Source organism: Bacillus sp. LB7, assembly GCF_030449715.1.
Taxonomy (GTDB): domain Bacteria; phylum Bacillota; class Bacilli; order Bacillales; family Bacillaceae; genus Bacillus; species Bacillus paralicheniformis.
The window spans coordinates 325582-348916 of record NZ_JASGCA010000002.1; the positions used below are offsets into that span (position 1 = coordinate 325582).

The following is a 23335-nucleotide window of genomic DNA, read 5'->3' on the forward strand; positions in this document are numbered from 1 at the left end:
GTGTTCTCTTTTTTTAAATCAAGACCGAAGCGTGTGGTGATGGATTCTTTTTGTCGGCCGTCCGAGACGTCGATGTGCACAAAGTTGATAAATCAGCTTGTTTCTTATTTTTAGGAGATAAGAAGTTAACTTTTGTGCTTGACAATATACCCTAAGGGGTATAAAATTACTTCGTAAGCGATAAAGAAAGTTAATAGGTGGTGTCAATAAAATTAATGATTTAGCTATATCATTTCTGCTTATCATCATTCGAACGTTATGATCCTATAACCGGATGAAAAAAAGCCGCAGATATGGCAATCATAGATATGCGCGATTAAACGATGTACCCGATCTATCAGAAGATTTTATTTTAAACATTCTCATACGCGTATCTAAAACGTTTTTATTTAGAGATTCCGCGTGATAAGATACACATAATAGCTCGTTACAGGGTAGAATTTAATTTAGGCGTTCGTTGTCTAAAGCGCAAAGGTATTCTTGTGAACAGTTATGAATTGGCAACTTGCAAAGCGGAAATTAATAAAAGAAAGGATCTTAGCGATATGGAGTATGATCAAAAGATTAAAAATCGTTTGCGCCGGATAGAAGGACAGATTAAAGGTGTATTGACGATGATGGAGCAAGGAAAAGACTGTAGAGAAGTCGTCACTCAATTGGCAGCATCTCGTAATGCAATGGATAGAGCATTAGGTGTTATTGTGAGTACAAACCTTGAACATTGTGTTCGTGAAAGCTTGGAACAGGGAGAAGACACATCCAGCTTAGTAAAAGAAGCAGTCGACTTATTGGTAAAGAGCCGATAAAAAATTCATCAACCTATAATTTTAGGGTTGACGAATTTTTATATGTTTTATAATATACCCCTACCGGTATTTAACGAGTTGGCTAATAGCAGATCTTCAGAAAAAAATTTTTAATCTCCATATACCCCTATAGGTATATGGATGATAGGAGGTTAAACATGACAGAACAAACAAAACGTACAACAATTGTTTTATTTAGCGGAGATTATGACAAAGCAATGGCGGCCTATATTATTGCAAATGGTGCTGCTGCCTACGATCATGAAGTGACGATTTTTCATACTTTTTGGGGATTAAACGCTTTGCGTAAAGAAGAACTTGTTCCAGTGAAAAAAGGGTTTCTTGAAAAAATGTTTGGACAAATGATGCCTCGCGGTGCTGAAAAGATGGGTTTATCTAAAATGAACTTTGCGGGTGTGGGTCCTAAAATGATTAAAAATGTTATGAAAAAGCATAACGCGCTGACATTGCCACAGTTAATCGAGATGGCTCAAGACCAGGATGTGAAGCTTGTAGCTTGTACGATGACAATGGATCTTCTTGGTTTGCAGGAAAAAGAACTATTAGATGATATCGACTATGCCGGAGTAGCAGCTTATTTAGCAGATGCTGAAGAAGGCAATGTCAACTTATTCATCTAATTTTAACCATTTCAAATTGAATAAATGAAGGGAGGTTATATAACAATATGGTTAGCGGCGTAATAATCAATACATTACTCATTTTATTTTTACTTTGGATCGTATTTCGACGTTTTTTACCATTGCAAGGTGTTAAACAAGTAACAATTGCTGATTTAAAGTCAGAGCTGAAAAATAAAGACAAACAGTTTATCGATGTACGAACTCCTTATGAGTTCCGGACAAGGCATATTAAAGGGTTCAAAAATATTCCCTTGTCTGACTTGCCTCATCAAACTAATCAGCTTTCGAAAGATAAAGCCGTATTTGTGATCTGTCAAAGTGGAATGAGAAGTTTAAAGGCAAGTAAAGTATTGAAAAAACAAGGATTTAAACGTATCACAAATATAAAAGGCGGCATGAATGCGTGGCATTAACACCGATTTTTTATCTGATGGTATACCCCCACCCCTATAAGAGAGAAGGAGGAAAAAAATGATGAAAGCAAATATTGTACTAGACGCTAAAGGCTTGGCTTGCCCAATGCCAATCGTAAAAACGAAGAAGAAAATGAAAGAATTAAAAGCTGGTGAAGTATTGGAAATTCAAGCGACAGACAAGGGCTCTACGGCAGATCTGGAAGCATGGGCAAAAAGTACAGGTCATGAATATCTAGGTACTGAAACAGAGGGAGAAGTCCTTCGTCATTTTCTTCGAAAAGGAGGAGAGCATTCATCAGAAAATGCATCTTCAATTCCTGAGATTTCATTAGAAGCTTTCAAACAGAAAGTGGATAGTGACGAGTCTCTTAACATTTTAGATGTACGGGAGATAGAGGAGTATGAAGAAGCTCATATCCCCGGAGTTGTGCATATCCCTCTTGGTGAAGTGGAAAAGCGCTCTAACGAATTAAACAAAAATGATGAAATTTATATTATCTGCCATTCGGGAAGAAGAAGTGAAATGGCAGCCCACACCATGAAAAAACAAGGTTTTAAAAAGGTTATTAATGTTGTCTCAGGTATGCGTGATTGGACAGGTAAAACAGAATAAATAAAAAGGGTGATGAACATATGAGTACAAGAGTAGCGATTATTGCGGCAAATGGTGGTCTATTTGATGCTTATAAAGTATTTAATATTGCAACTGCGGCAGCAGCAAGTGATCAAGAAGTATCTATCTTCTTTACATTCGAGGGATTAAATCTGATTCATAAGCAAGCACATCAAGAATTAGAAATGCCGCAAGGAAAAGAACACTTTGCGGAAGGATTTAAGAAAGCAAACGTGCCGTCTATTCCTGAACTGATTGAAATGGCACAAGAGATGGGTGTTAGATTTATTGGTTGTCAAATGACGATGGACGTTATGGGTTTAACTAAAGAAGATTTTATAGAAGGAATTGAAGTAGGCGGGGCTGTTACCTTCTTAGATTTTGCAAAAGACGCAGATGTATCTTTAACATTTTAGTCCTGCTTAATAAGATTTTGATATGGGAGGAAATTAAACATGACCGTGCAAGCACTTACCGCAAAAGAAGTGACACAAAAAATCTTTAACAAAGAACCTTTATTTATTTTGGATGTACGTAATGAAAGTGATTTTAACGATTGGAAGATTGAAGGGCACTATTTTGACCATTTGAATGTTCCTTATTTCGATCTTTTAGATGGCGTAGAAGATATTTTGGAGAAAATTCCTTCTGGAAAAGAAGTGCTGGTCGTATGTGCAAAAGAAGGTTCATCCGTCATGGTATCCGAAATGCTTTCTGAAGCAGGTCTTTCTGTATCCTATCTTAAAGGCGGAATGAAAGCATGGAGTGAACATTTAGAGCCGGTAAAAGTAGGGGGTTTAAAAGATGGCGGTGAGATGTATCAGTTTGTTCGAATTGGGAAAGGTTGCTTGTCTTACATGGTCATCTCCAATGGTGAAGCAGCGATCATTGATGCGACACGTATGGCAGAAGTATTTTTAGATTTTGCGAAGGAGAAAGGTGTAACGATTACTCACGTATTTGATACACATCTTCACGCAGACCATATTTCAGGCGGCAGAGTCATTGCTGAAAAAACAAATGCAACCTACTGGTTACCGCCTAAAGATGCTGAAGAAGTGGCATTCGATTATCAGCCGTTGGAAGAAGGAAATGATATTATCATTGGAAATACAAAGATTAAAATTCAACCGATTTATTCTCCGGGACATACCATTGGCTCCACTTCTTTCATTGTCGATGATCAGTATCTTCTCTCAGGTGATATCTTATTTATCGATTCAATTGGCAGACCAGACTTAGCCGGTATGGCAGAAGATTGGGTAGGAGATTTAAGAAAAACGCTTTATAGCCGCTACAAAGCGTTATCGAAGGATTTAATCGTATTACCGGCACACTTTATGATCATTGATGAGCTAAATGAGGATGGAAGTGTTGGTCAAAAACTAAGTACATTATTTACCGAGAACCATGGTTTGAATATTGCGGATGAAACAGAATTTAGACACTTAGTTACAGATCATTTGCCTCCGCAACCAAATGCATATCAAGAGATTCGAGAAACAAACATGGGGAAAATCAGCCCAGATGAAGAAAAACAGCGTGAAATGGAGATTGGTCCAAACCGCTGTGCAATAAGGTAACACAAGTTTCTATTAAAAAGAGGAGAGATGAACATGAAATCAGATAAAGTACTAGACGCAAAGGGCCTGGCATGCCCAATGCCAATCGTCAGAACAAAGAAAGCGATGAATGAACTGGAATCAGGTCAAATATTAGAAGTTCATGTAACAGATAAGGGAGCTAAAAATGATCTTGCTGCTTGGTCTAAATCTGGCGGACATGACCTTTTAGAGCAAACTGAAGAAGGCGATGTACTGAAATTCTGGATTAAAAAAGGCTAATGGATGTAAAAGGGTATCGAATCAAAAGATACCCTTTTCCTTTGAAAAGGGGGAAACCAAAATGGATATTGCCTTTATGATCACGATTTTCATGATAGGGTTTATTGGCGCTTTTATTTCCGGAATGATTGGTATTGGCGGATCTGTTATTAATTATCCTATGTTGTTGTACATTCCTTCTCTAGCGGGAGTGATGTCATTAACAGCCCATGAAGTTTCAGGGATAGGAGCGATTCAAGTGTTCTTTGCAACACTTGGCGGTGTTTGGGCTTATCGTAAGAGTGGTTTTTTAAATAAACCATTAATCACTTACATGGGAAGCAGTATCCTGATTGGGAGTGTATTGGGAAGTTACTTTTCTCATCGTTTATCTGAACAAGGAATGAATTTCATATACGGAATTTTGGCTATTATAGCTGTTATATTAATGTTTACACCTAAAAAAGGACAAGAACATAGGGAAGGCGAAGAAATCACATTTCAAAAATGGTTAGCTTCGTCCTTAGCCTTTATTATTGGCGGCGTATCAGGTGTTTTAGGAGCCGGCGGCGCTTTTATCTTAGTTCCTATTATGTTATCGATTTTAAATATTCCTGTAAGAATCACCGTTGCTTCATCTCTTGCGATTACGTTTATTTCCTCTATCGGCGCAACAATTGGAAAAGTAATGACCGGACAGGTGCTTTTTGGGCCGGCTCTGGTTCTTATGATCGCTAGTTTAATTGCATCTCCTCTTGGCGCAAAAGTTGGACAAAAGGTAAATACACAATTCCTGCAATGGGTTTTAGCTCTATTAATAGCAGCGACAGCCATTAAAATCTGGTTAGGATACCTTTGAAAATGAAAGACCCAACAGGTTCAATAGTCGATTGCTTTCATGTTAGGAAACTCGATCGCATTCAATCATCGTTTCAAGCGCTGGATGACATTCTTTTTAATAATAGCGATTTGCACAGGTTTAAATAGTTGTGAAAAAACTTATTGGTTTAATGGGTATTATGGGAGTTAAACAATTATGAGTCAATAAGATGAGCGCTTTCCCTTCTCTGGCCGGTAAACTCTTGATCGGTGCCCGTTTCTCACAAGGATTCTGATATTCGTTATTATGATGACAACAGTGAAAGTTTAGGTTGATATTTTAAATTCATATTTTAAGATAAACAGATCAGAGAAAATTTCATTTTAAAGGAGGAATTGGATGAAAGAGATGACAGATCTGACTTCGATGGTGGCAATTGAGAAGTTTATAACCGGTCATGAATTGAGTTTTCTATATATATCAAGGCCTCAATGCACAGTATGTCATGCTGTTCTGCCGCAGCTTAGAGTACTGTTGACTCGCTTTCCAAAGATTAAATTAGGGCATATCAACGCTGATATAGTGGAGGAGGTTGCCGGCAGGTTTTCAGTCTTCACAATTCCTGTGCTTCTTTTGTTTATTGAGGGAACCGAATGTCTAAGAGAAGCGCGTTTTGTTCATTTTCAGCAGCTTGAACAGAAGTTAAAAAGAGTCTATCAGTTGTACGAGGAATAGATAGCTGAGGGAGGGGCCATGATGTGTCAAAAATCGACTTTTTTTGAACGGTATAAAGAAGAAGGAAAGTCAATGGAAAGCGGCTATTTAAGGCAGATCTTCGACCATTTGCAGGATGGAATCATCATGATGGATCAGGAACGCAGAATTCTGGTGATGAATCCGTCCGCAGAGAAGATGACGGGATGGAAATTAGGGGACAAGGTTCCGTACTGTTCCTACTGCCAAACGAGAAAATTGGAAGCGGGAGAAGCGCGTTGTTATTTGCTGGCCAAGCGGGAAGTTCCTTATTTTCTTTCCTCGATGCCCACCTATGAGGGGCGATTCGTCGACATGGAGATGAGTACGGCCGTCATTTCTGAAAACGGCGATCAAATGGAAGTTCTTTTGGTCCTGAAAGATTTAACAATGAAGAAAAAGGAGGAAGAAGCGAAGATCTCCAAGCTGGTTTTGCAAAAAACGTTAGAAACCCAGGAAAACGAACACAAGCGGCTGGCCCAGGAACTACACGATGGCGTAGGGCAATCGCTTTATTCGGTTTCAGTAGGTATTCAAGCGATTCAATCGCGCATGGAGCTGGAAGAAACATTTACGGAGTACATGCAGGAAATCATCGATGAACTGGAAAAAGCGATCCAAGACGTCAAGCTCTACTCTCTTCAGCTGCGGCCGCACAGTCTCGATCAGCTGGGGCTGATTCCTGCTGTCAAACACCTTGTGTCCAGCTTAAACAAGACGCATCAGGATGTTTCTATTACGTTTGCCTCAAGCAATGTCAGCAATCGCTTGCTGCCGGTTTTGGAAATCAATTTATACCGCATCATTCAGGAGGCGCTGCATAATGCCCTGAAATATTCGCAGGCGACACATATTAAGGTCATATTGTACAAAGAAGATGGTGAGCTCGTTTTGATGATTCAGGACAATGGCATCGGTTTTGAACGTGGGCTGACAGAGGAAGGCTTGGGATTTAAACATATGGAAGAAAGAGTCGATCAGATGGAAGGAAGCCTTCGAATTCACTCCGCACTTCAGAAAGGAACGACAATTAAAGTGAAAGTACAGGACAAAGGAGGGGAGGGGGAGTGATCAAGGTATTGCTGGTCGATGACCACATGATGATCCGCAAGGGCATCCGTGTGCTTTTGGAAGGTTTTTCTGAAATCGAAATTGCGGGAGAAAGCAACAATGGCAACGAAGCCGTTTTTAAGGTCGGACAGCTGAAACCGGATGTCGTGCTGATGGACTTGTCGATGCCAAACGGGTTGGACGGATTCACAGCGAGTACTGCGATCCGAAAGATGAACCCTTCTGTTAAAATCGTGATTTTGACAATGCATGATGAAGAAATTTTTATCCAAAAAGCGATAGAGGCGGGGGCCCATGGATACGTCTTGAAAAACAGTCATTATCAGTTGCTTTATCAGGCGATTGTCGAAGTGTACAGGGGAAATCTCTATTACAAGACATCTGTATCGCAAGACATCATTGATCAATGGCTGAGTTCAGCGTCCCAAAAGCCGCCTTCTGTTTTAACTGTTCGCGAAAAGGAGATTCTCAGATTCATTGTGCTGGGTTATGCCAATAAGGAGATTGCCGATAAACTCTCAATCAGCGTCAAAACCGTCGAAAATCATAAAACAAATATGATGCAGAAATTAAAACTGGACTCGAAACACGAATTAATCCAATATGGGATCAAAAACAAATATCTCGATCTGACGTTCTAACATACAGCCTCTTAACCTTGTCAGCTTGGGAAGACGGGGCTCAAATAAAAGTAGGGGAGTTCCCCTATACAAAAAAAGGAAGATGGATGGTAACTTAAAAAACAAGAGACACATCTTTAAGAAAAACAGCAACTTTTTAAAACAAAAGGTGGTTGACTATGGCAAGACAAGCTCGTTATACCATTGTTATTGTAGGAGCTGGGACTGCTGGCATCTCTGTCGCCGCCCGTCTCGTCCGGGCTTCTAAAACACTCAAAGGACAAATTGCCATCATTGACCCGCAAACAAAGCACTACTACCAGCCTTTGTGGACATTAGTCGGAGGCGGCGCTGCGAAGAAGGAAGAGTCCGAGCGCGATTTAGCTTCCCTGATTCCTGCCGGGGTAGACTTGATCGGCGATGCTGTAACAGAGTTTCGCCCGAATCAGAACACACTTCTTACAAAACAAGGAACGATCGTTTCCTATGATTATCTCGTGGCAGCAGCCGGTTTGCAAATCGATTGGGACGGGGTCAAAGGTTTGAAAGATGCGGTTGGAAAAAACGGGGTTTGTAGCAACTATTCATACCATACGGTTGACAGCACTTGGGAAAATATCCGTAATTTCAAAGGCGGAACCGCCATTTTCACTCATCCTGATTCTCCTGTGAAATGCGGGGGAGCTCCGCAAAAAATTATGTACTTAGCAGACGACTATTTTCGCAAGTCAAATGTTCGCAATCAATCGGACATGATTTTTGCATCGGCGAAATCAACCATTTTTGATGCCCCCAAATACGCAAATGCGCTCGAAAAAGTCGTCAGGCGCAAGGATATCCAAACGATGTACAAGAGAAATCTAATCGAAATTCGGCCTGATTCAAAAGAAGCCTTGTTCGAAAACTTGGAGACGGGAGAGCAGGAAGTATTAGCATATGATCTTCTTCATGTGACGCCGCCGATGAAAGCACCTCTCTTCATCAAAGAAAGCGTATTGGCGGATGCCGGCGGCTGGGTCGATGTGGATCCGTACACTCTGCAGCACAAAAAGTTTGCCAATGTTTTTGGAATTGGTGACTGTGCCAACCTGCCGACGTCCAAAACGGGAGCTGCAGTTCGTAAACAGGCTCCGGTTGTGGTGCGAAATCTGATGTCCTTGATCAAAGGATCTTCATTAGAAGCAAAGTACGATGGATATACCTCGTGCCCCTTGGTTACAGGATACAACAAACTCGTGCTGGCAGAGTTTGACTATCATAAGGTGCCGCAAGAAACGTTTCCATTTGATCAGTCCAAGGAACGATTCAGCATGTACCTGTTAAAAAGAAGATTGCTTCCCATCATGTATTGGAATGGCATGTTAAAAGGACTGATGTGATGCGAACTCAAAAAAGGACATATTCCGATAAATGTTTCAAGAGGAGGAATACAACATGTTATTGCGCTATTTTTACGATGAAAAGCTGGCCCATGCATCCTATCTGGTTGGCTGCCAAAAAACAGGCGAGGCAATTGTCATTGATCCCGGCCGCAATCTAAAACCATATTTACAAGCAGCCGAAGATGAAGGGCTAAACATTACAGCGGCCGCAGAAACCCATATTCACGCCGACTTTGTTTCCGGCGCTCGCGAACTCGGCGCTACACATCAAGCGAAGCTGTATCTTTCCGATGAAGGGGACGCAGATTGGAAATACCAATATGTCGATGAATTGAAACGTCAACTTGTGAAAGACGGCGATCGCTTTTCTATCGGAAACCTGATGTTTGAGGTTATGCATACTCCCGGCCATACCCCGGAAAGCATTTCCTTTCTGTTGACGGACAGCGGAGGAAATGCGGATCGTCCAATCGGCATCTTTACAGGAGATTTCGTCTTTGTGGGCGACATCGGCAGACCCGATTTGCTCGAAAAAGCGGCGGGGATCAAAGGAACGTCAGAATCGGGGGCAAGAGAGATGTTCAAGTCCCTCGGAAAGTTTAAACAACTCCCGGATTACTTGCAGGTTTGGCCGGCTCATGGCGCAGGCAGCGCTTGCGGCAAGGCATTGGGAGCCATTCCAACTACGACTGTCGGTTACGAAAAGATGTTTAACTGGGCAATGGCATACACCGATGAAGAAACATTCGTTAAAGCCTTGCTTGACGGGCAACCAGAACCGCCAAAGTATTTCGCTGTGATGAAACGAGTAAATAAAGAAGGCCCTGCATTGCTTAAAGATCTTTCTCCTGTTCCAGAGATTACGTCGATTGAACAAGTGAAAGATTTGCAGGGAAAAGAGCAAATTGTGGATACCCGCTCTTCCCGGGAATTTGCTGAAGGGCATATCAAAGGCACAATCAACATTCCATTCAACAAGGCGTTTACGAACTGGGCAGGCTGGCTCATCGACTACACTCGTCCTGTGTACTTCATAACGAATCCGGCTGAAGTGAACGAACTCGTGGAAGCGCTGCGCTCTGTAGGCATTGACAATATTGCAGGGTTTATGGATCGTGACAAAATTCTGGCAAGCGGTGCTTTTTCACTTGAATCGTACGCGGAGATGACACCACCTGAGATCGAAAAATTAGTGGAAGACGGATTCGTGCACGTGCTTGATGTTCGCAATCTGACTGAATGGCAGGAAGGTCATATTCCAAATGCGCAACACATCATGTTGGGAACGCTCCAAGAACGTCTGGATGACATTAGAAAAGACTGTCCGATCCTTGTGCAATGTCATTCCGGAGCCCGATCTGCCATCGGAGCCAGCATCCTGCAGGCTAACGGCGGTTTCAAACAAGTATTGAGTTTGAGCGGGGGCATTGTCCAATGGCAGAAAGACGGTCTTGCCATTACAAGCGGATTGTAATGAAAGAAAATGTCTGCTCAAGCGCATGGAATAAAGAGTCAAGAGGCCGATATTGTCTTACTCCCGGCCTCTGACTGATATTATTTCCGCTTTTCCTTCTCCGTCCGATCACACTTCTGAAACATCTTCCGCAGCGCCCGCTTCTTCGCGTTTTCTCTTCCTTCAAATCAAGGTCGAAACGGCCGATGATGACTTTTTTCCGTCCAAGATGTCGATACATTCCTGTGACATACAAAAAGTGTTTTATTGACTTTAGGAAATTGGTATTGACAAAAGTATTGTGCAAAATAACCCCTTTTTATAAAATGTAAAGTAATTATTTGGATATTCAAGGGGGAGAGAAGTGTGAAAAAGAAAATGTATTTTTTAATAGTACTGCTTTTTGCAGGTGGTTCTTTTGTGACTCCATATGACTTTGTCTCGGCTGAAGGGTTTGTAGAACATAAAACTGCCATTGATGATCTATATTACTCAGGGAAAAAGACAAGGGAAATTGTAAAAGATGGGCAGATGCATTTTACGCTGGAAACAACATACCATGAAAATGGAATCGTTGAAGCCATCGTTACTGAAAATAAACATACGACTCATATTCAATATAACCCTGCAACGGGCATGACCTTATTAAACGGTGTAACATTAGAAACAAAGAAAGAATTTGAAATGGGTTTGTCAGCGTACAAAGAAGTATACATGGGAACTGTAACAAATAATGTTCCGGCAGGCACTTTGGTTGGAGCGGCAATTTCTTTGACAAGTATATGGACCAGGGTTCCTGCGAGCAGAGTAAAACAAACAGTTTTAACCCTAACTTCATTGGCTGTAGGAGAGACACTTGATAAATTAATAAAGGTGAAAATCAAGCAATACAGAACTTCGAAGCCTGTCAAAGATGGAAGCATGTGTTACAAACAATATAAATATAAGCATAAGTCCACATGGTATTATAAGAAAAAACAAAGCAAACAACAAAGCTCAAGCTGGTTTTTACAAAGTAAGCCCTGTTAAGGAGCGGGAAAATGAGCAAATGTCCGGTATGCAGGAAACCGTTTACTTTTAGAGAAAAATATAAACTTATTAGAACAAAGAAGCCAACTTGCCCCAAATGTAAAAGTCCGCTAAAGGAAACAACAGCTTCAAAATTGCTTTTTAGTTTGATTTTTATTTTGCCAATACTTTATTTTATGTCTTTTTGGAGCGGATGGGATTCACTATTAAAGTGGTTTTCTCTTTTTATTTGGATTGTGTTTTGTTTATTGATTTTGCAACCTGTACTTTATCGTTATGATAAGATAAAAAAGCTAAAGGGCTGAATTGAACAAGTATTCAGTCCTTTAGCATGTCAGGGAACTATGAATGTGCAAAAAATCCTCAGCGTATTCTTTTTTCATGTAAGAGTGCAGGTTTATCTCATCCTGAGTCTCTTCACTGAATATCACACTTCCTCTTCACCCATTTCTCAGATTCGGAATCATAGCTCCGCGAGATCCTGAGCTCCTTCTTCAAATCAAGGTCGAAACGGCCGATGATGACTTCCTTTTTTCTGACATCCAAGGTGTCGATATATCTTTTGGCTTTGATACCAATTAAGGCGGTAAAGATGATCATACACCATTTACTTGAAGCAAGTCATTACATACCTAGATAAGTAACAACTAAAACTTAACGTCTACTCATACCCGACTTACAAATTCCATATCTTCCCCTTAAAATGCAGCTATTCATGCCATTATATACACTCTATTGACTGTGAAATTGCTATAATGTGGTTAATTCTCATTCGCATTTTGATGATCAAAAGAACCATGAACCCATCATGAATCACTACATAAAGAAACAGAAGATGGAGTCAAAGCAATGAGACATATATCATGTCAATTTAACACGCACGAGTACACCATACCTGGATATTTGGTGGATTCTTTAATCATCTTCTGGCAGATACTCACCCCTTTCATAATCATTTTTAAAGCTGCGTAACAAATGAACGATCATTGCTTGATGGATATGTTGAACAAAGAACGAAAAAAGAAGATCGTCTTAAACAGGTTATTCTCAAGATCGTTCAGTTGATATCATCTTGAACTAACAAAGAAGAAAGGATGAGATTAATGAAGGAATATTTTTCAATTGGGGAAACAGCCCGTCTTAATAACATTTCCATTCAAACATTGCGCTATTATGATAAGATCGGAATTTTTAAGCCTCAATGTACAGACCGGGATAATGGCTATCGATATTACCATGTTAAACAGTTTTTTTATTTAGATATTATAAAATATCTCAAATCTATTAAAACACCGTTGGGAGAAATTAAGCGCATGATTTCACATACATCTACCCCTGAACTGATGCAAGCCTTTCTTGAGGAACAAGAAAGCGTGATTGAGCGTGAGATGGAAAGCCTCGAACGTGCCAGGCAATTTCTTCAAAGAAGAAAGCACCAGCTTAATGAACAATTGGAGATACGCACTAAAAAAGAAGAAGGTCTAGTTTATGTTCGACATATAGGAGGCCAAACCATTTTAAAAGCAGTGACACCTCAAGTGAATCCTCATGAACAATCAGATTTGTATTACCGAAAATTGGCTGAAGTTCTTGAAGAAAGAGGAGATATCGTTGATAACTATTATGGACTGATTTATGATTTAAAGCCCTATAAAGATTCCGGTGACATTTATTGCAACAGCGTTTATACGACGATTTATGATGGAGTAAAGATAGATACAGGGGAACAAAACATGAGGATAGATACAATCCCATCCGGCGAATATGTATGTATTTCATTTGATTGCACGGCAACAAATTATTTTTACTACTATCAAAAACTGTACGATTTTATTGAATCACATGGCATTCAAACGGATGGAAAAGTATATCAAGTTTCTTTTCCAAACAGCTATAACTCATTAAAAGAAGAAGACTTCCTCACAGAATTTAGAGTGCGGAAAAATTAACAATCCCCTTGACCCTATAGTTGCTATAGGGTTTATGATTTATGCATCGTTCTGATGAATATTGAAAGGAAGGATGTATAAGATGGCAGAAAATAAGACGCTTCGGTTACTCATGCCGCAAAGCCTGCTGGAAGCCCATTTATTAAATTCTAAACGAATGGTTTATTTGAAGAAGTACTTGGCGATTTAGATGTGTGCCTCTCAAATTTAAATAAAAAATGAATCTAAAACAAAAGGAGCGATGAAGATGAGAGCACCGATAGATGAACCCATTTGGTACGCCTACCCTGGAATGGTAGCTGTCGTTACGGCTCAATATGAAGGTGAAAAAAACGCCATGGCTTCCGGGTGGCATACGTATATTGGATCTTCTCCCGGGATGTATGGGATATCGATAAATAAAGAGACATATACTTACAAATTGATTGAGAAAAGCGACGTTTTCGGTGTGAATTTTCTTCCGGGGAGATGTTCGGAACTCATTCAAGCATTAGGCACCCATAGCGGCAGAGATTTAAATAAGTTTGAAGCATTTCATATTCAATACGAAGAAGGACTAAAAGCTGAGATACCGATTTTAACTGATGCGTATTTCGCTTATGAGTGTAAAGTACACAGTATTTCCACTTTGGGCGATCAAGAGTGGATTGCGGGAGAAGTTTTACAGAGATATCAAGATAAAGAGCTTTTCTTAAAAAATGGTATGCCGAATTTAGAAAAATTGGATGTTCCGCTTCATATTGGAGGGTCCAGCTATCGAATATTAAATAGTCAAGCAGAGGAGCGTCAACACGTTTTTTATCCCAAAACTGATTGAAACATTCCAGGTTCCTCCGCATTCATTGTTGCGTGAAAGTGCTGAGGTATGATGAGGAGCAAAAAAAAGCGAGGAAAGACCCGGTATTTAATCCGGAAAAACCGGGTATAAAAAATGCTCATTTTTGGGAGAAAGAGTATCAATTGATGAAAAAATAAGATAAAGAAAATAAAGTGAAGGTGCTCTGATTTTAAGGAGTATACGAAGAAGAGAGAGGCCGGCTTCTATTACCGGCCTCTTTTTATTTCCCATTCCATCGCTTCTCCTTCTCAGGTCAGGGTACATAGCAGCGCGAGATCCCGGACTCCTTTACGATTTCGCGCTTCGTTTTCTTTCTCTCGTCCTGAGGATGTCGATATGTTTTTTGACTTTGAATGGTGTCGATGACGTTTTCGTTTTCCGATTCATAAGTTGTCCATCTTGTTAAGCCAATCTTTAAAATCGATTAATATTAGCTTAATACTTTATAAATATAATAGGTTTGTCAATTATGTTAGGAGGTTATCGAGTTGAAAAAATTCCCTAAGAAATTACTGCCTATCGCGGTTTTGTCATCTATTGCGTTCAGCAGCTTAGCCGGCGGCGGTGTATCTGAAGCCAGCGCTCAAGAAAAGAAAAAGGGGAAGCAAAATGAAATCAAAAATGTCATCGTTTTGATTGGTGATGGTATGGGTGTGTCCTATACGTCCGCTTACCGCTACTTAAAGGATAATAAAAAGACAAAGGCTGTGGAGCCTACCGCTTTTGATCAATATCTTGTCGGCCAGCAAACGACTTACCCCGATGACCCTGAGCAAAATGTGACGGATTCTGCAGCTGCGGCAACGGCCATGTCAGCGGGAATTAAAACATACAATAATGCGATTGCGGTGGATAACGACGGTTCAGAGGCCAAAACCGTACTTGAAGCGGCAAAAGAAAAAGGAAAATCAACAGGACTTGTGGCCACTTCAGAAATTACACACGCCACTCCGGCTTCTTTCGGTTCACATGACCACAGCCGGAAAAATATGAACTCGATTGCCGATGATTATTTTGATGAAATGGTAAACGGCAAGCACAAAATTGATGTCCTTCTAGGCGGAGGAAAAAGCAATTTTGACCGTAAGGACCGTAATTTGATCAAGGAATTCAAAAAAGCGGGATACAGCTATGTGGATAACCGTAAGGACATGCTGAAAAATAAAGACAGCCAAGTTCTCGGTCTATTCGCTGACGGCGGCCTGCCTAAAAAGCTTGACCGCACGAAGGATATTCCTTCATTAAAAGATATGACAGACACAGCCATTAAAAAATTAAGCAAGGATAAAGACGGATTCTTCCTGATGGTTGAAGGAAGCCAGATTGACTGGGCCGGACATGACAATGATATTGTCGGCGCGATGAGTGAAATGGATGACTTCGAACAAGCCTATAAGGCAGCCATTAAGTTTGCCAAAAAAGACAAGCATACATTGGTTGTTGCAACGGCTGACCACTCAACCGGCGGATACTCTATCGGTGCAGACGGCATCTACAACTGGTTCAGTGAACCGATTCAAGCAGCAAAGCGCACGCCTGACTTTATGGCAGAAAAAATCGCCGGCGGTGCGGATGTTGAAAAAACATTAAAGAAATATATTGATCAAAAGAAGTTAGCATTAACGGCAGGAGACATTCAATCAGTAGAAGAAGCAGCCAAAACGAAGAAAGTGCTTGATATCGACAATGCGATTGAAGACATTTTCAACAAACGCTCTCACACCGGTTGGACAACGGGCGGACATACAGGTGAAGATGTTCCTGTATACGCATACGGACCGTCAAGCGAGACATTTGCCGGACAAATCGATAATACCGAAATCGCAAAAAATGTTTTCGATGCCCTACAATACAAAATCAAGATTAAAGATAAGTAAGAGAATACAAGGTGTCCCGTTGCTTGTATGAAGTAACGGGATCTCTATTTGAATGGAGGCCATTAAGATGAGAAAGGCGCTTTTCATCTTATTTTCAATCATGATGCTTGCCGGCTGCTCATCAAACGCCAGCAAAAACAATACAGGCGGCCAAACAGCAGAAGTCAAAACGCAGAACGCTTCCGCTCAAGCAGACAGTAAAATAAATGAGTATCAGCCTAATCCGCAAGTTACAGATGACAGGTCATTGCAAAAGGTCAATCAAACATTTTCTGATGACAAAGGTGAAGCCGTTTTAAAAAATATCAAAAACGTAGGCAAAACATATGACATAGGCTCAATTGAATTAACCGTAAGACACGTGAAGCTGATTCACTTGCGCCCGGATTACAGCATGATTGATTATTTTCACGTATTGACACATGATGAAGAGTTTGATTTTGTTAAGATTTTCGTTGAAATTAAAAACAAGTCTTCTGAGAAAGTGAATTTTGCACCAATTGCTTTACTGAAAACAAACACAGGTGAAACCTTTGATTGGAAAAAGGATATTTACCTTGAGGAGTTAAATGGAGAATTGGATGGCGGCGCTGCAAAAGCCGGAAACCTAGGTTTTATCGTTAACGCAGCAAGCGGACATGCGCATAACAAGGAAGCAGAAGACAGTAAGAAAACAAAGGATATGAAGTGGATCGAGATCACAACGAGCGACGTTTTTGATCAAAACCACAAGAAAATCAGGGATTCTCAAAAAATTAAAATTGAGTTTTAATGGCGGCCTCCTGTGTATGTAACAGGAGGTTATTTTGGCTGTACGGAGAGAGGAAGAACGTGTTAAAAATAAATGTAACTAGTGTGTTGATTCCTTAATCAGATTTAATGCACTTCTTTGTTAAACAATGGTTCAAAAGTAAATGACGGTTTCTTTTTTATGCTTCATTAACAAAAGAGGAATTTCTGAGGAACGTTATTAACATTATAGCTAAACAAATAAAGTCAGAGGAAATACGACATTCGATTAAAAAGTAACTTCTTTAACTTGATATAAGGGCTCAAAATAAAATTCAATGAAAATGAGTTTAATTAATGACATCTACTTGAGATAACAGGCTTCTGTATTTGACAATAAGCTTCCATTTTATTGAGGGACTCGATTTGGATGGAGATACCAAATTATATTGGTATTTTTTTTAGAGTGATTGATCTTCTTTATCGAGAACATGGCATCAAGTGCAAGTCCTTGAACCATATGAAAATCATGTTCTCTTAAAAACCGTCCAAATGAAAAAGCAGACAATTAAATTGTCTGCGTCGACAAGCTGAGTCGCATACAATCTGTATGCGACTTCTGATGTGCTAATATCAATGAACAAATATAATAATAACTTATAATACTAAAGCATGACAAAGAGCATTGTCAGGATTGCGTGGAAGCTTGTTTTTCATGTGCTGAGGCTTTTAAACAGGCAGCTTAACAATGAGAGTATTTCATGGACTTGAAACAGTTAGAGAAGACTGGTTCAAGCCTTTTTTTATTCAGGTGTAGAATCCTCTTTTTTATCAATATACAGAGTGCCGTCTGTTTGAACTTCTGCATAAAAGACTTCTTTAGGATGCTGGACACCGGTTTCTTTTAACCGATCCATCAGCCATTGTTTGCTCAGATTCAATTTTTTCAGGTTGTCTTCTCTCACTTTCCCATCAGTTATGACTGAAGCAGGATGAGATACTTTCGGATTTGCATTTTCTCCTTGAACGTTCATATCCTTTTTCGTCACGTTTTGTTTTGCTTCCTTTTTCAGTACGGATAGACTGCCGTCCGTTTCAAAAATGGCATAATCGACATCGGCCAAGGAAAATATATTTTTTTTGCGTAGTAAGGTTTGTAAAGCATCGAGATCAAGACGGACGCTTCTCAACTGCTTATCCATTATTTTGCCTTTTCTAATCAAGATGACCGGCTGCCCTTCAACCGCATACCGAATAGCAGGGAACTTAATATCCAAAAATCCGACGATGATTGTAAAAGCGCTCCAGGCAAACAGGGCGATTAACCCATTTCTGATGCTAAGGGTTGAGTCAATGGCAAGCGAGGCCCCAATGGTTCCAATGGAAATTGCTGAAACAAAGTTGAAAAAGGTCAGCTGGGCGATTTCTTTTCTGCCCATCAGTCTTGTTAACACCAACAAGGTGATAAAGGCGATGAAGAGTCTAATGATCAGTTGAGGAATAGGCATTGGCGAAAGCTCCTTTTATATAGATTCATTCATATGTCTTTTATTTTCATCATTCTTGGGGAAAACAATGCACCATTTTTTCAATCGTTCATAGCCTATATAGACAATAAAGGAGGGATGTTCATATGAAACTTCCTGCCGCAGATCTGGGGATAATGGCAGAGCATTTGAGCACCCATGAAGGTGTGATTTCTAAGCTGAAAGCATACGGATCTGCTGTTCGGCATCGCGATTTGAGGGATTTACTCCACCTGCATGCGAATCTTTTAAGAACTCATGTCACGGCGATGCTGGCACTGATCAATCCGGATCAAACGAGTGAGGTGCATTTGCCTGAAATGCCGTACGTTCATTTTCACCAGCATTCAGGGGCTCTTTCGGCTGCTGAAAAAGATATCGCTCTTGAGGCTAGATCGACCGCAAAACTCATGGGAAGCGATAATTTTAATTCTGCATTAATGATGAAACATCCTAACGTGAGAAATATTCATCTTCAAATGTCTTTCCAAGATGCCGCGCTGCAAATGCTCTACACCCGTCTTATCAGAAGAGGAAATGGTGAATTTGTTCCGATGGCCAGTGAACAAATGCAGCGGCTGACGCTGCAACACTATCAGCATGTCGGGAATGAGTGAACCATAGGTGAAAGCTTTTCCAAAAAATAAATGGAAAGGCTTTCTTGAGTGAAAGATACATAAAAAGGGAACACCAAATGATGTATTTTATTTCAGGAGGTGCTTTTGCTTGGACATGCTTCAGAAAGAAATTCAGGTTGGGGAGCACAGATTATTTTACCGGACTGCAGGTGTCGGCAGCCAAACGATTTTGCTGTTACATGGAATTCCGACAAACTCTTTTTTGTGGATGAATGTGATTCCGCAGCTGGCCAAGCAGTACACTGTTATTGCTCCTGATATGCTTGGGTACGGACTTTCAGGCAGGGCGGCAAAAGAAGAGTTGACCCTCCCGATGCAGGCGCAGTACATAATATCGCTGCTAGATATGCTTGGCATTCAGAAAGTAAACGTTGTCGGGCATGATCTGGGCGGAGGAGTCGCACAAATATTAGCTGTCCAGTATCCGGACCGGGTAGAGAGTTTTGTTGTCATTGATGGCGTGACCTTCAGCAACTGGCCGCTGCCTAAAGTTGTATCGCTGCGGTATCCGACAGCGCCTGAGTTTGAGCCGTCTCCATATTTCATTGAGCGGATGATCAGTGAAGGGGTCTTTCATCAGCAGATGGTTACACCCGAGATTCTTCAAGCTTTTATCGCGCCGTTTGACCATGAAAACGGACTGGGGGAATTACAGGAAGCTTCCTTCGCGCTTGATCATCATCAAACAGAGGATGTGGTTCCTGGGCTTCAGGAAGTGCGCGTACCGGCTACTTTTTTGTATGGGCAATATGATCGGTACCTTCCTTCATACTGGGGATTAAAGCTGCAAGAAACTGTTCCGAATTCAACGTTTAAAGTGCTTCCGGAATGCAGCCATTATTCCATGCTGGACAATCCTTTATTGGTGTCTCAAGAGATTGCAGCCCATATGAATCAAATAAATGGATAACACGTATGCCTGACAGCAGATTCTGGTACGGTGGCCTCTGTCAGGCATGTATTGTTTGGAGAAAAACAAATTGACAGGATGAAAAAACAGTTTCTTCTTATTGTCTTGTTTTCAACAGGGTTATGAATGACTTTAAATGTTGAAAAATAACAGGCTTTTATAATGGATGATAAGCTTCTGCTTAATTGAGGAACTCGAACTTATAAGGAGGATACCAAATGATACTGTTATCTTTTTTTGGAGTTGTTAAATCTCCTTTCGGAGTTCATGACTTGGCACCAAATACAAGTGGTAACTTTGATGTTATATCGATGAAGAAAATATTAAAAAATAGAAAATTTCTATCTGGTTACACAAGTTTTAGGGGCTTTAACGATTAATCAAAAAAAATTGATTTATTTGGTTGCATTTATTTAAAAAATCTGAGTATAATAAATACATCAAAAAAATTTGATTAAAGAAGGCGATATGATGGTTGAGACGAAATCAGCACTACTTCAGAAATATGAACAAAAATTTAAAGCTCTTGCTGATCAGAAACGATTAGAGATCATGTATGAACTTTGTCAAAGGGGAAAAACCTGTGTTTGTGATCTGACTAAGATTTTTGAGGTGACACAATCTAAACTTTCTTATCATCTTAAAATTTTATTGGATGCCAACTTAATAACGAAAGAGACAAAGGGAACATGGAGTTATTATGATCTAAATGATGAGGAAGTAAATGGGTTATTATCAGAAGAGCTTTGTTGTGTATTTAGAAAAAAAGGTGAAGGAGATTGTTGCTAAAAAATTTTTGGGCATTAAATCAAAAATTTTTGATTAATATATAAGAGGGGGAATTAAAATGAAATATGTTCATGTAGGGGTTAACGTTGTCAGTTTAGAGAAATCGATCAATTTTTATGAAAAAGTTTTTGGAGTGAAGGCTGTAAAAGTAAAAACAGACTATGCAAAGTTTTTATTAGAGACTCCTGGACTGAACTTCACTTTAAATGTCGCAGATGAGGTGAAGGGAAATCAAGTGAATCATTTTGGATTCCAAGTAGATAGTTTGGAAGAAGTTTTGAAACACAAGGAAAGGCTTGAAAAAGAAGGGTTTTTTGCACGTGAAGAAATGGATACGACTTGTTGTTATGCAGTCCAAGATAAATTTTGGATTACTGATCCAGATGGGAACGAGTGGGAATTTTTCTATACCAAATCGAACAGCGAGGTTCAAAAACAAGATTCCTCCTCTTGTTGTGTAACACCGCCAAGTGATAGTACAACGAACTCTTGCTGTTAATAAAAAGGTGAGGATAAAGTAATGAAACGTTTATCTTTTTTAGACCGTTATTTAACCATCTGGATTTTTCTTGCGATGTCATTGGGGATAGGATTAGGTTTTATATTTCCGAGTTTTGTTGGTGGACTAAACAAATTACAAGTTGGAACTACATCTATCCCTTTAGCTATTGGATTAGTATTAATGATGTATCCACCACTAGCAAGGGTCGCTATGAAGAAATTGGACGGGTATTTAAAGATATTAAAGTATTAATGTTGTCTTTAGTGCAAAACTGGATCATCGGACCGACTCTCATGTTTATTTTGGCTATCATCTTTTTGCCAGATAAACCGGAGTATATGATTGGGCTTATTATGATTGGATTGGCTATTGCGATGGTTATTGTTTGGAATGACTTATCAAAAGGTGATACAGAATACGCGGCAGGGTTAGTTGCTTTCAACTCAATTTTCCAAATGCTTTTTTTTCGGTCTATGCTTACATTTTTGTAACAGTTATTCCGCAATGGTTAGAGATGGAAGGAGCAGTAGTGAATATTACGATGGCAGAAGTCGCAAAATCAGTATTCATTTACCTTGGAGTTCCTTTTATTGCAGGAATGGTGACACGTTATATTTTTCTAAAAGTAAAGGGCAAAGAATGGTATGAAAAAGTGTTCATTCCTAAAATTAGCCCAATTACGTTAATTGCTTTGCTATTTACAATTATCGTCATGTTTTCCTTAAAAGGTGATGTAATTGTTAGCTTGCCGTTAGATGTTGTTCGAGTTGCGATTCCATTATTGATTTACTTTGTTTTAATGTTCTTTGTTTCCTTCTTTTTAGGAAAGAAAATCGGGGCAAACTACGCTGTAACCACTACTTTAGCTTTTACAGCAGGAAGCAATAACTTTGAATTAGCGATTGCTGTAGCTGTTGGTGTGTTTGGAATTCATTCGGGTGCAGCATTTGCCGCCGTAATTGGTCCGCTTGTAGAAGTACCGGTCATGATTGCACTCGTTAAGGTTGCTTTATGGTTTCAACGAAAATACTTTCGAAGTCACTCGATGTAGAGGTGGAATATATGAAGAATAAAATTATTTACTTTTTGTGTACAGGGAACTCTTGCCGAAGTCAAATGGCTGAGGGATGGGCTAAACAATATTTAGGTGATGAGTGGAAAGTATATAGCGCGGGGATAGAGGCACATGGATTAAATCCGAATGCTGTTAAAACGATGAATGAAGTTGGTATAGATATCTCTAATCAAACGTCAGATATCATCGACTCTGATATTCTGAACAATGCTGATTTAGTTGTTACGCTTTGTGGTGATGCTGCTGATAAATGCCCGATGACGCCTCCACATGTAAAACGTGAGCATTGGGGTTTTGATGATCCGGCAAAAGCAGAAGGAACCGAAAAGCAAAAATGGAGTACTTTTCAACGAGTTCGTGATGAAATTGGAGAACGAATAAAACGATTTGCTGAAACAGGTGAATAAAATTTAAATAGCCGAGAGGGAAACTCTTGGCTATTGCTTTTATCTAACATAAAGAAGATGTAGATTTTTTAATGGTGATTCTAACAGACATGGCATCAATTTCAGGTCTTGAACCACATTTTTGGCTCTCCATTTTTTAACCATAATTCATATAAACATATAGAAATGGTGCAAAGTGAATATACGAGTGTAATGAGAATAAGCTTTCATAACCAATGATATGGATTCACTATGTTGAGGGCCTAATGGAATGAAAAGAAGCCGGAGTTTTAGACCGGCTTCTATGACATTACTTCCCCTTCGCCTTCTTCCGCTTCTCCTTCTCCGCCCGGTAAAACTCATGAAACATCTTCATCAGCGCGCGCTTTTCAATCCGCGACACATAGCTCCGCGAGATCCCAAGCTCTTTCGCAATTTCGCGCTGCGTTTTCTCTTTCTTCAAATCATGGCCGAAGCGGCCGACGATGACTTCTTTTTCTCTGCCGTCCAGGATGTCGATGTATTTTTTGACTTTTTCAAGCTCCATGTTGAGCTGGATGGTGTCGATGACGTCTTCGTTTTCCGATTTGAGGACATCGATGAGGCTGATTTCGTTGACTCCTAGAGGTTATCCGTTTTTGTTGTATTAAAGTAATAAAGAATTTTTAAGTTTAACGTTATTTAAA

25 protein-coding genes and 4 pseudogenes are annotated in these 23335 nt (G+C 39.9%); 27 read left to right on the forward strand and 2 right to left on the reverse strand.

Annotated features, from left to right (window positions below; genetic code table 11):
• The first annotated feature begins 545 nt into the window (after positions 1–545).
• The 20 genes and pseudogenes from QMZ64_RS04135 (at position 546) to QMZ64_RS23260 (ending at position 17569) form a co-directional block, all read left to right on the forward strand.
• Positions 546–806, forward strand: a complete 261-nt coding sequence (locus QMZ64_RS04135) for a metal-sensitive transcriptional regulator (protein ID WP_059231383.1) — start codon at positions 546–548, stop codon at positions 804–806.
• A gap of 158 nt (positions 807–964) precedes the next feature.
• Complete coding sequence (locus QMZ64_RS04140; RefSeq protein WP_301441138.1) at positions 965–1447, forward strand: DsrE/DsrF/DrsH-like family protein; 483 nt, start codon at positions 965–967, stop codon at positions 1445–1447.
• A 47-nt stretch (positions 1448–1494) separates the two neighbouring features.
• Positions 1495–1863, forward strand: a complete 369-nt coding sequence (locus QMZ64_RS04145; RefSeq protein WP_265626194.1) for a rhodanese-like domain-containing protein — start codon at positions 1495–1497, stop codon at positions 1861–1863.
• Positions 1864–1921: 58 nt separating this feature from the next.
• Entirely contained in the window at positions 1922–2479 is a 558-nt protein-coding gene (locus QMZ64_RS04150; protein ID WP_059231377.1) for a sulfurtransferase TusA family protein, read from the forward strand.
• Positions 2480–2499: 20 nt separating this feature from the next.
• The gene (locus tag QMZ64_RS04155) at positions 2500–2895 is read left to right on the forward strand and encodes a DsrE/DsrF/DrsH-like family protein (protein ID WP_059231375.1); all 396 of its coding nucleotides are present in this window, start codon (positions 2500–2502) and stop codon (positions 2893–2895) included.
• Positions 2896–2927: 32 nt separating this feature from the next.
• Positions 2928–4062 (forward strand): annotated as a pseudogene (locus QMZ64_RS04160) (MBL fold metallo-hydrolase).
• Between the two features lie 33 nt (positions 4063–4095).
• Complete coding sequence (locus QMZ64_RS04165) at positions 4096–4323, forward strand: sulfurtransferase TusA family protein (RefSeq protein ID WP_165427629.1); 228 nt, start codon at positions 4096–4098, stop codon at positions 4321–4323.
• A 61-nt stretch (positions 4324–4384) separates the two neighbouring features.
• On the forward strand, positions 4385–5161 hold the full coding sequence (locus tag QMZ64_RS04170) for a sulfite exporter TauE/SafE family protein (RefSeq protein ID WP_165427628.1): 777 nt from the start codon (positions 4385–4387) through the stop codon (positions 5159–5161).
• Between the two features lie 360 nt (positions 5162–5521).
• On the forward strand, positions 5522–5857 hold the full coding sequence (locus tag QMZ64_RS04175) for a thioredoxin family protein (RefSeq protein WP_165427627.1): 336 nt from the start codon (positions 5522–5524) through the stop codon (positions 5855–5857).
• A gap of 21 nt (positions 5858–5878) precedes the next feature.
• Positions 5879–6946 carry a PAS domain-containing sensor histidine kinase gene (locus tag QMZ64_RS04180; protein ID WP_165427626.1) on the forward strand — a complete coding sequence of 356 codons (1068 nt, stop codon included), beginning with the start codon at positions 5879–5881 and terminating at the stop codon, positions 6944–6946.
• On the forward strand, positions 6943–7587 hold the full coding sequence (locus QMZ64_RS04185) for a response regulator (RefSeq protein WP_265626195.1): 645 nt from the start codon (positions 6943–6945) through the stop codon (positions 7585–7587). Before QMZ64_RS04180 ends, QMZ64_RS04185 begins: the two co-directional genes overlap by 4 nt.
• Before the next feature lie 158 nt (positions 7588–7745).
• Positions 7746–8945 carry an NAD(P)/FAD-dependent oxidoreductase gene (locus tag QMZ64_RS04190; protein WP_265626196.1) on the forward strand — a complete coding sequence of 400 codons (1200 nt, stop codon included), beginning with the start codon at positions 7746–7748 and terminating at the stop codon, positions 8943–8945.
• Positions 8946–9000: 55 nt separating this feature from the next.
• Positions 9001–10422: an MBL fold metallo-hydrolase gene (locus QMZ64_RS04195; protein ID WP_165427623.1), complete on the forward strand. Its 1422-nt coding sequence runs from the start codon at positions 9001–9003 to the stop codon at positions 10420–10422.
• Between the two features lie 345 nt (positions 10423–10767).
• Entirely contained in the window at positions 10768–11430 is a 663-nt protein-coding gene (locus QMZ64_RS04200; RefSeq protein ID WP_075752203.1) for a hypothetical protein, read from the forward strand.
• A 1103-nt stretch (positions 11431–12533) separates the two neighbouring features.
• Entirely contained in the window at positions 12534–13379 is an 846-nt protein-coding gene (locus QMZ64_RS04205; protein ID WP_165427622.1) for a MerR family transcriptional regulator, read from the forward strand.
• Between the two features lie 247 nt (positions 13380–13626).
• The gene (locus tag QMZ64_RS04210; RefSeq protein ID WP_165427621.1) at positions 13627–14196 is read left to right on the forward strand and encodes a flavin reductase family protein; all 570 of its coding nucleotides are present in this window, start codon (positions 13627–13629) and stop codon (positions 14194–14196) included.
• 53 nt (positions 14197–14249) lie between these two features.
• Positions 14250–14354 (forward strand): annotated as a pseudogene (locus QMZ64_RS04215) (alanine:cation symporter family protein); the annotation flags it as partial.
• 351 nt (positions 14355–14705) lie between these two features.
• Entirely contained in the window at positions 14706–16094 is a 1389-nt protein-coding gene (gene phoB / locus QMZ64_RS04220; RefSeq protein WP_265626201.1) for an alkaline phosphatase family protein, read from the forward strand.
• A gap of 67 nt (positions 16095–16161) precedes the next feature.
• Positions 16162–16866, forward strand: coding sequence for a DUF4352 domain-containing protein (locus QMZ64_RS04225; RefSeq protein ID WP_265626202.1), 705 nt, complete (start codon positions 16162–16164; stop codon positions 16864–16866).
• 619 nt (positions 16867–17485) lie between these two features.
• The gene (locus QMZ64_RS23260) at positions 17486–17569 is read left to right on the forward strand and encodes a hypothetical protein (protein WP_483298496.1); all 84 of its coding nucleotides are present in this window, start codon (positions 17486–17488) and stop codon (positions 17567–17569) included.
• A gap of 57 nt (positions 17570–17626) precedes the next feature.
• On the opposite strand, the gene QMZ64_RS04230 is transcribed toward QMZ64_RS23260, so the two are convergent.
• Positions 17627–18331: a YetF domain-containing protein gene (locus QMZ64_RS04230; protein ID WP_265626203.1), complete on the reverse strand. Its 705-nt coding sequence runs from the start codon at positions 18329–18331 to the stop codon at positions 17627–17629.
• A 125-nt stretch (positions 18332–18456) separates the two neighbouring features.
• Here QMZ64_RS04230 and QMZ64_RS04235 point away from each other — a divergent pair, with 125 nt between their 5' ends.
• The 7 genes and pseudogenes from QMZ64_RS04235 (at position 18457) to arsC (ending at position 22670) form a co-directional block, all read left to right on the forward strand.
• Positions 18457–18966, forward strand: a complete 510-nt coding sequence (locus QMZ64_RS04235) for a hypothetical protein (RefSeq protein ID WP_265626204.1) — start codon at positions 18457–18459, stop codon at positions 18964–18966.
• A 115-nt stretch (positions 18967–19081) separates the two neighbouring features.
• Positions 19082–19897, forward strand: coding sequence for an alpha/beta fold hydrolase (locus tag QMZ64_RS04240; protein WP_265627920.1), 816 nt, complete (start codon positions 19082–19084; stop codon positions 19895–19897).
• A gap of 218 nt (positions 19898–20115) precedes the next feature.
• Positions 20116–20277, forward strand: a complete 162-nt coding sequence (locus QMZ64_RS04245; RefSeq protein WP_265626206.1) for a hypothetical protein — start codon at positions 20116–20118, stop codon at positions 20275–20277.
• Positions 20278–20368: 91 nt separating this feature from the next.
• A complete protein-coding gene (gene arsR, locus QMZ64_RS04250; protein ID WP_265626208.1) occupies positions 20369–20686 on the forward strand; it encodes an arsenical resistance operon transcriptional regulator ArsR in 318 nt (105 codons plus the stop codon).
• 58 nt (positions 20687–20744) lie between these two features.
• Positions 20745–21185, forward strand: coding sequence for an ArsI/CadI family heavy metal resistance metalloenzyme (locus QMZ64_RS04255; protein WP_071581822.1), 441 nt, complete (start codon positions 20745–20747; stop codon positions 21183–21185).
• A gap of 21 nt (positions 21186–21206) precedes the next feature.
• A pseudogene (gene acr3 / locus QMZ64_RS04260) lies at positions 21207–22239 on the forward strand (arsenite efflux transporter Acr3).
• Positions 22240–22250: 11 nt separating this feature from the next.
• Entirely contained in the window at positions 22251–22670 is a 420-nt protein-coding gene (gene arsC, locus QMZ64_RS04265) for an arsenate reductase (thioredoxin) (protein WP_265626210.1), read from the forward strand.
• A gap of 289 nt (positions 22671–22959) precedes the next feature.
• On the opposite strand, the pseudogene QMZ64_RS04270 reads toward arsC, so the two are convergent.
• Positions 22960–23265: pseudogene (locus QMZ64_RS04270) on the reverse strand (sigma-70 family RNA polymerase sigma factor); the annotation flags it as partial.
• Between the last annotated feature and the right edge of the window lie 70 nt (positions 23266–23335).

What these genes read in the sequence shown, in the direction of transcription:
- QMZ64_RS04230 (WP_265626203.1), bottom strand. Translation starts at nt 18,331, where the DNA reads ATGCCTATTCCTCAACTGATCATTAGACTCTTCATCGCCTTTATCACC.
- QMZ64_RS04245 (WP_265626206.1), top strand. Translation starts at nt 20,116, where the DNA reads ATGATACTGTTATCTTTTTTTGGAGTTGTTAAATCTCCTTTCGGAGTT.
- QMZ64_RS04135 (WP_059231383.1), top strand. Translation starts at nt 546, where the DNA reads ATGGAGTATGATCAAAAGATTAAAAATCGTTTGCGCCGGATAGAAGGA.
- QMZ64_RS04180 (WP_165427626.1), top strand. Translation starts at nt 5,879, where the DNA reads ATGTGTCAAAAATCGACTTTTTTTGAACGGTATAAAGAAGAAGGAAAG.
- QMZ64_RS04140 (WP_301441138.1), top strand. Translation starts at nt 965, where the DNA reads ATGACAGAACAAACAAAACGTACAACAATTGTTTTATTTAGCGGAGAT.
- QMZ64_RS04145 (WP_265626194.1), top strand. Translation starts at nt 1,495, where the DNA reads ATGGTTAGCGGCGTAATAATCAATACATTACTCATTTTATTTTTACTT.
- QMZ64_RS04170 (WP_165427628.1), top strand. Translation starts at nt 4,385, where the DNA reads ATGGATATTGCCTTTATGATCACGATTTTCATGATAGGGTTTATTGGC.
- QMZ64_RS04210 (WP_165427621.1), top strand. Translation starts at nt 13,627, where the DNA reads ATGAGAGCACCGATAGATGAACCCATTTGGTACGCCTACCCTGGAATG.
- arsC (WP_265626210.1), top strand. Translation starts at nt 22,251, where the DNA reads ATGAAGAATAAAATTATTTACTTTTTGTGTACAGGGAACTCTTGCCGA.
- QMZ64_RS04240 (WP_265627920.1), top strand. Translation starts at nt 19,082, where the DNA reads ATGCTTCAGAAAGAAATTCAGGTTGGGGAGCACAGATTATTTTACCGG.
- QMZ64_RS04255 (WP_071581822.1), top strand. Translation starts at nt 20,745, where the DNA reads ATGAAATATGTTCATGTAGGGGTTAACGTTGTCAGTTTAGAGAAATCG.
- QMZ64_RS04205 (WP_165427622.1), top strand. Translation starts at nt 12,534, where the DNA reads ATGAAGGAATATTTTTCAATTGGGGAAACAGCCCGTCTTAATAACATT.
- arsR (WP_265626208.1), top strand. Translation starts at nt 20,369, where the DNA reads ATGGTTGAGACGAAATCAGCACTACTTCAGAAATATGAACAAAAATTT.
- QMZ64_RS04225 (WP_265626202.1), top strand. Translation starts at nt 16,162, where the DNA reads ATGAGAAAGGCGCTTTTCATCTTATTTTCAATCATGATGCTTGCCGGC.
- QMZ64_RS04195 (WP_165427623.1), top strand. Translation starts at nt 9,001, where the DNA reads ATGTTATTGCGCTATTTTTACGATGAAAAGCTGGCCCATGCATCCTAT.
- QMZ64_RS04235 (WP_265626204.1), top strand. Translation starts at nt 18,457, where the DNA reads ATGAAACTTCCTGCCGCAGATCTGGGGATAATGGCAGAGCATTTGAGC.
- QMZ64_RS04190 (WP_265626196.1), top strand. Translation starts at nt 7,746, where the DNA reads ATGGCAAGACAAGCTCGTTATACCATTGTTATTGTAGGAGCTGGGACT.
- QMZ64_RS04155 (WP_059231375.1), top strand. Translation starts at nt 2,500, where the DNA reads ATGAGTACAAGAGTAGCGATTATTGCGGCAAATGGTGGTCTATTTGAT.
- QMZ64_RS04150 (WP_059231377.1), top strand. Translation starts at nt 1,922, where the DNA reads ATGATGAAAGCAAATATTGTACTAGACGCTAAAGGCTTGGCTTGCCCA.
- QMZ64_RS04165 (WP_165427629.1), top strand. Translation starts at nt 4,096, where the DNA reads ATGAAATCAGATAAAGTACTAGACGCAAAGGGCCTGGCATGCCCAATG.
- QMZ64_RS04175 (WP_165427627.1), top strand. Translation starts at nt 5,522, where the DNA reads ATGAAAGAGATGACAGATCTGACTTCGATGGTGGCAATTGAGAAGTTT.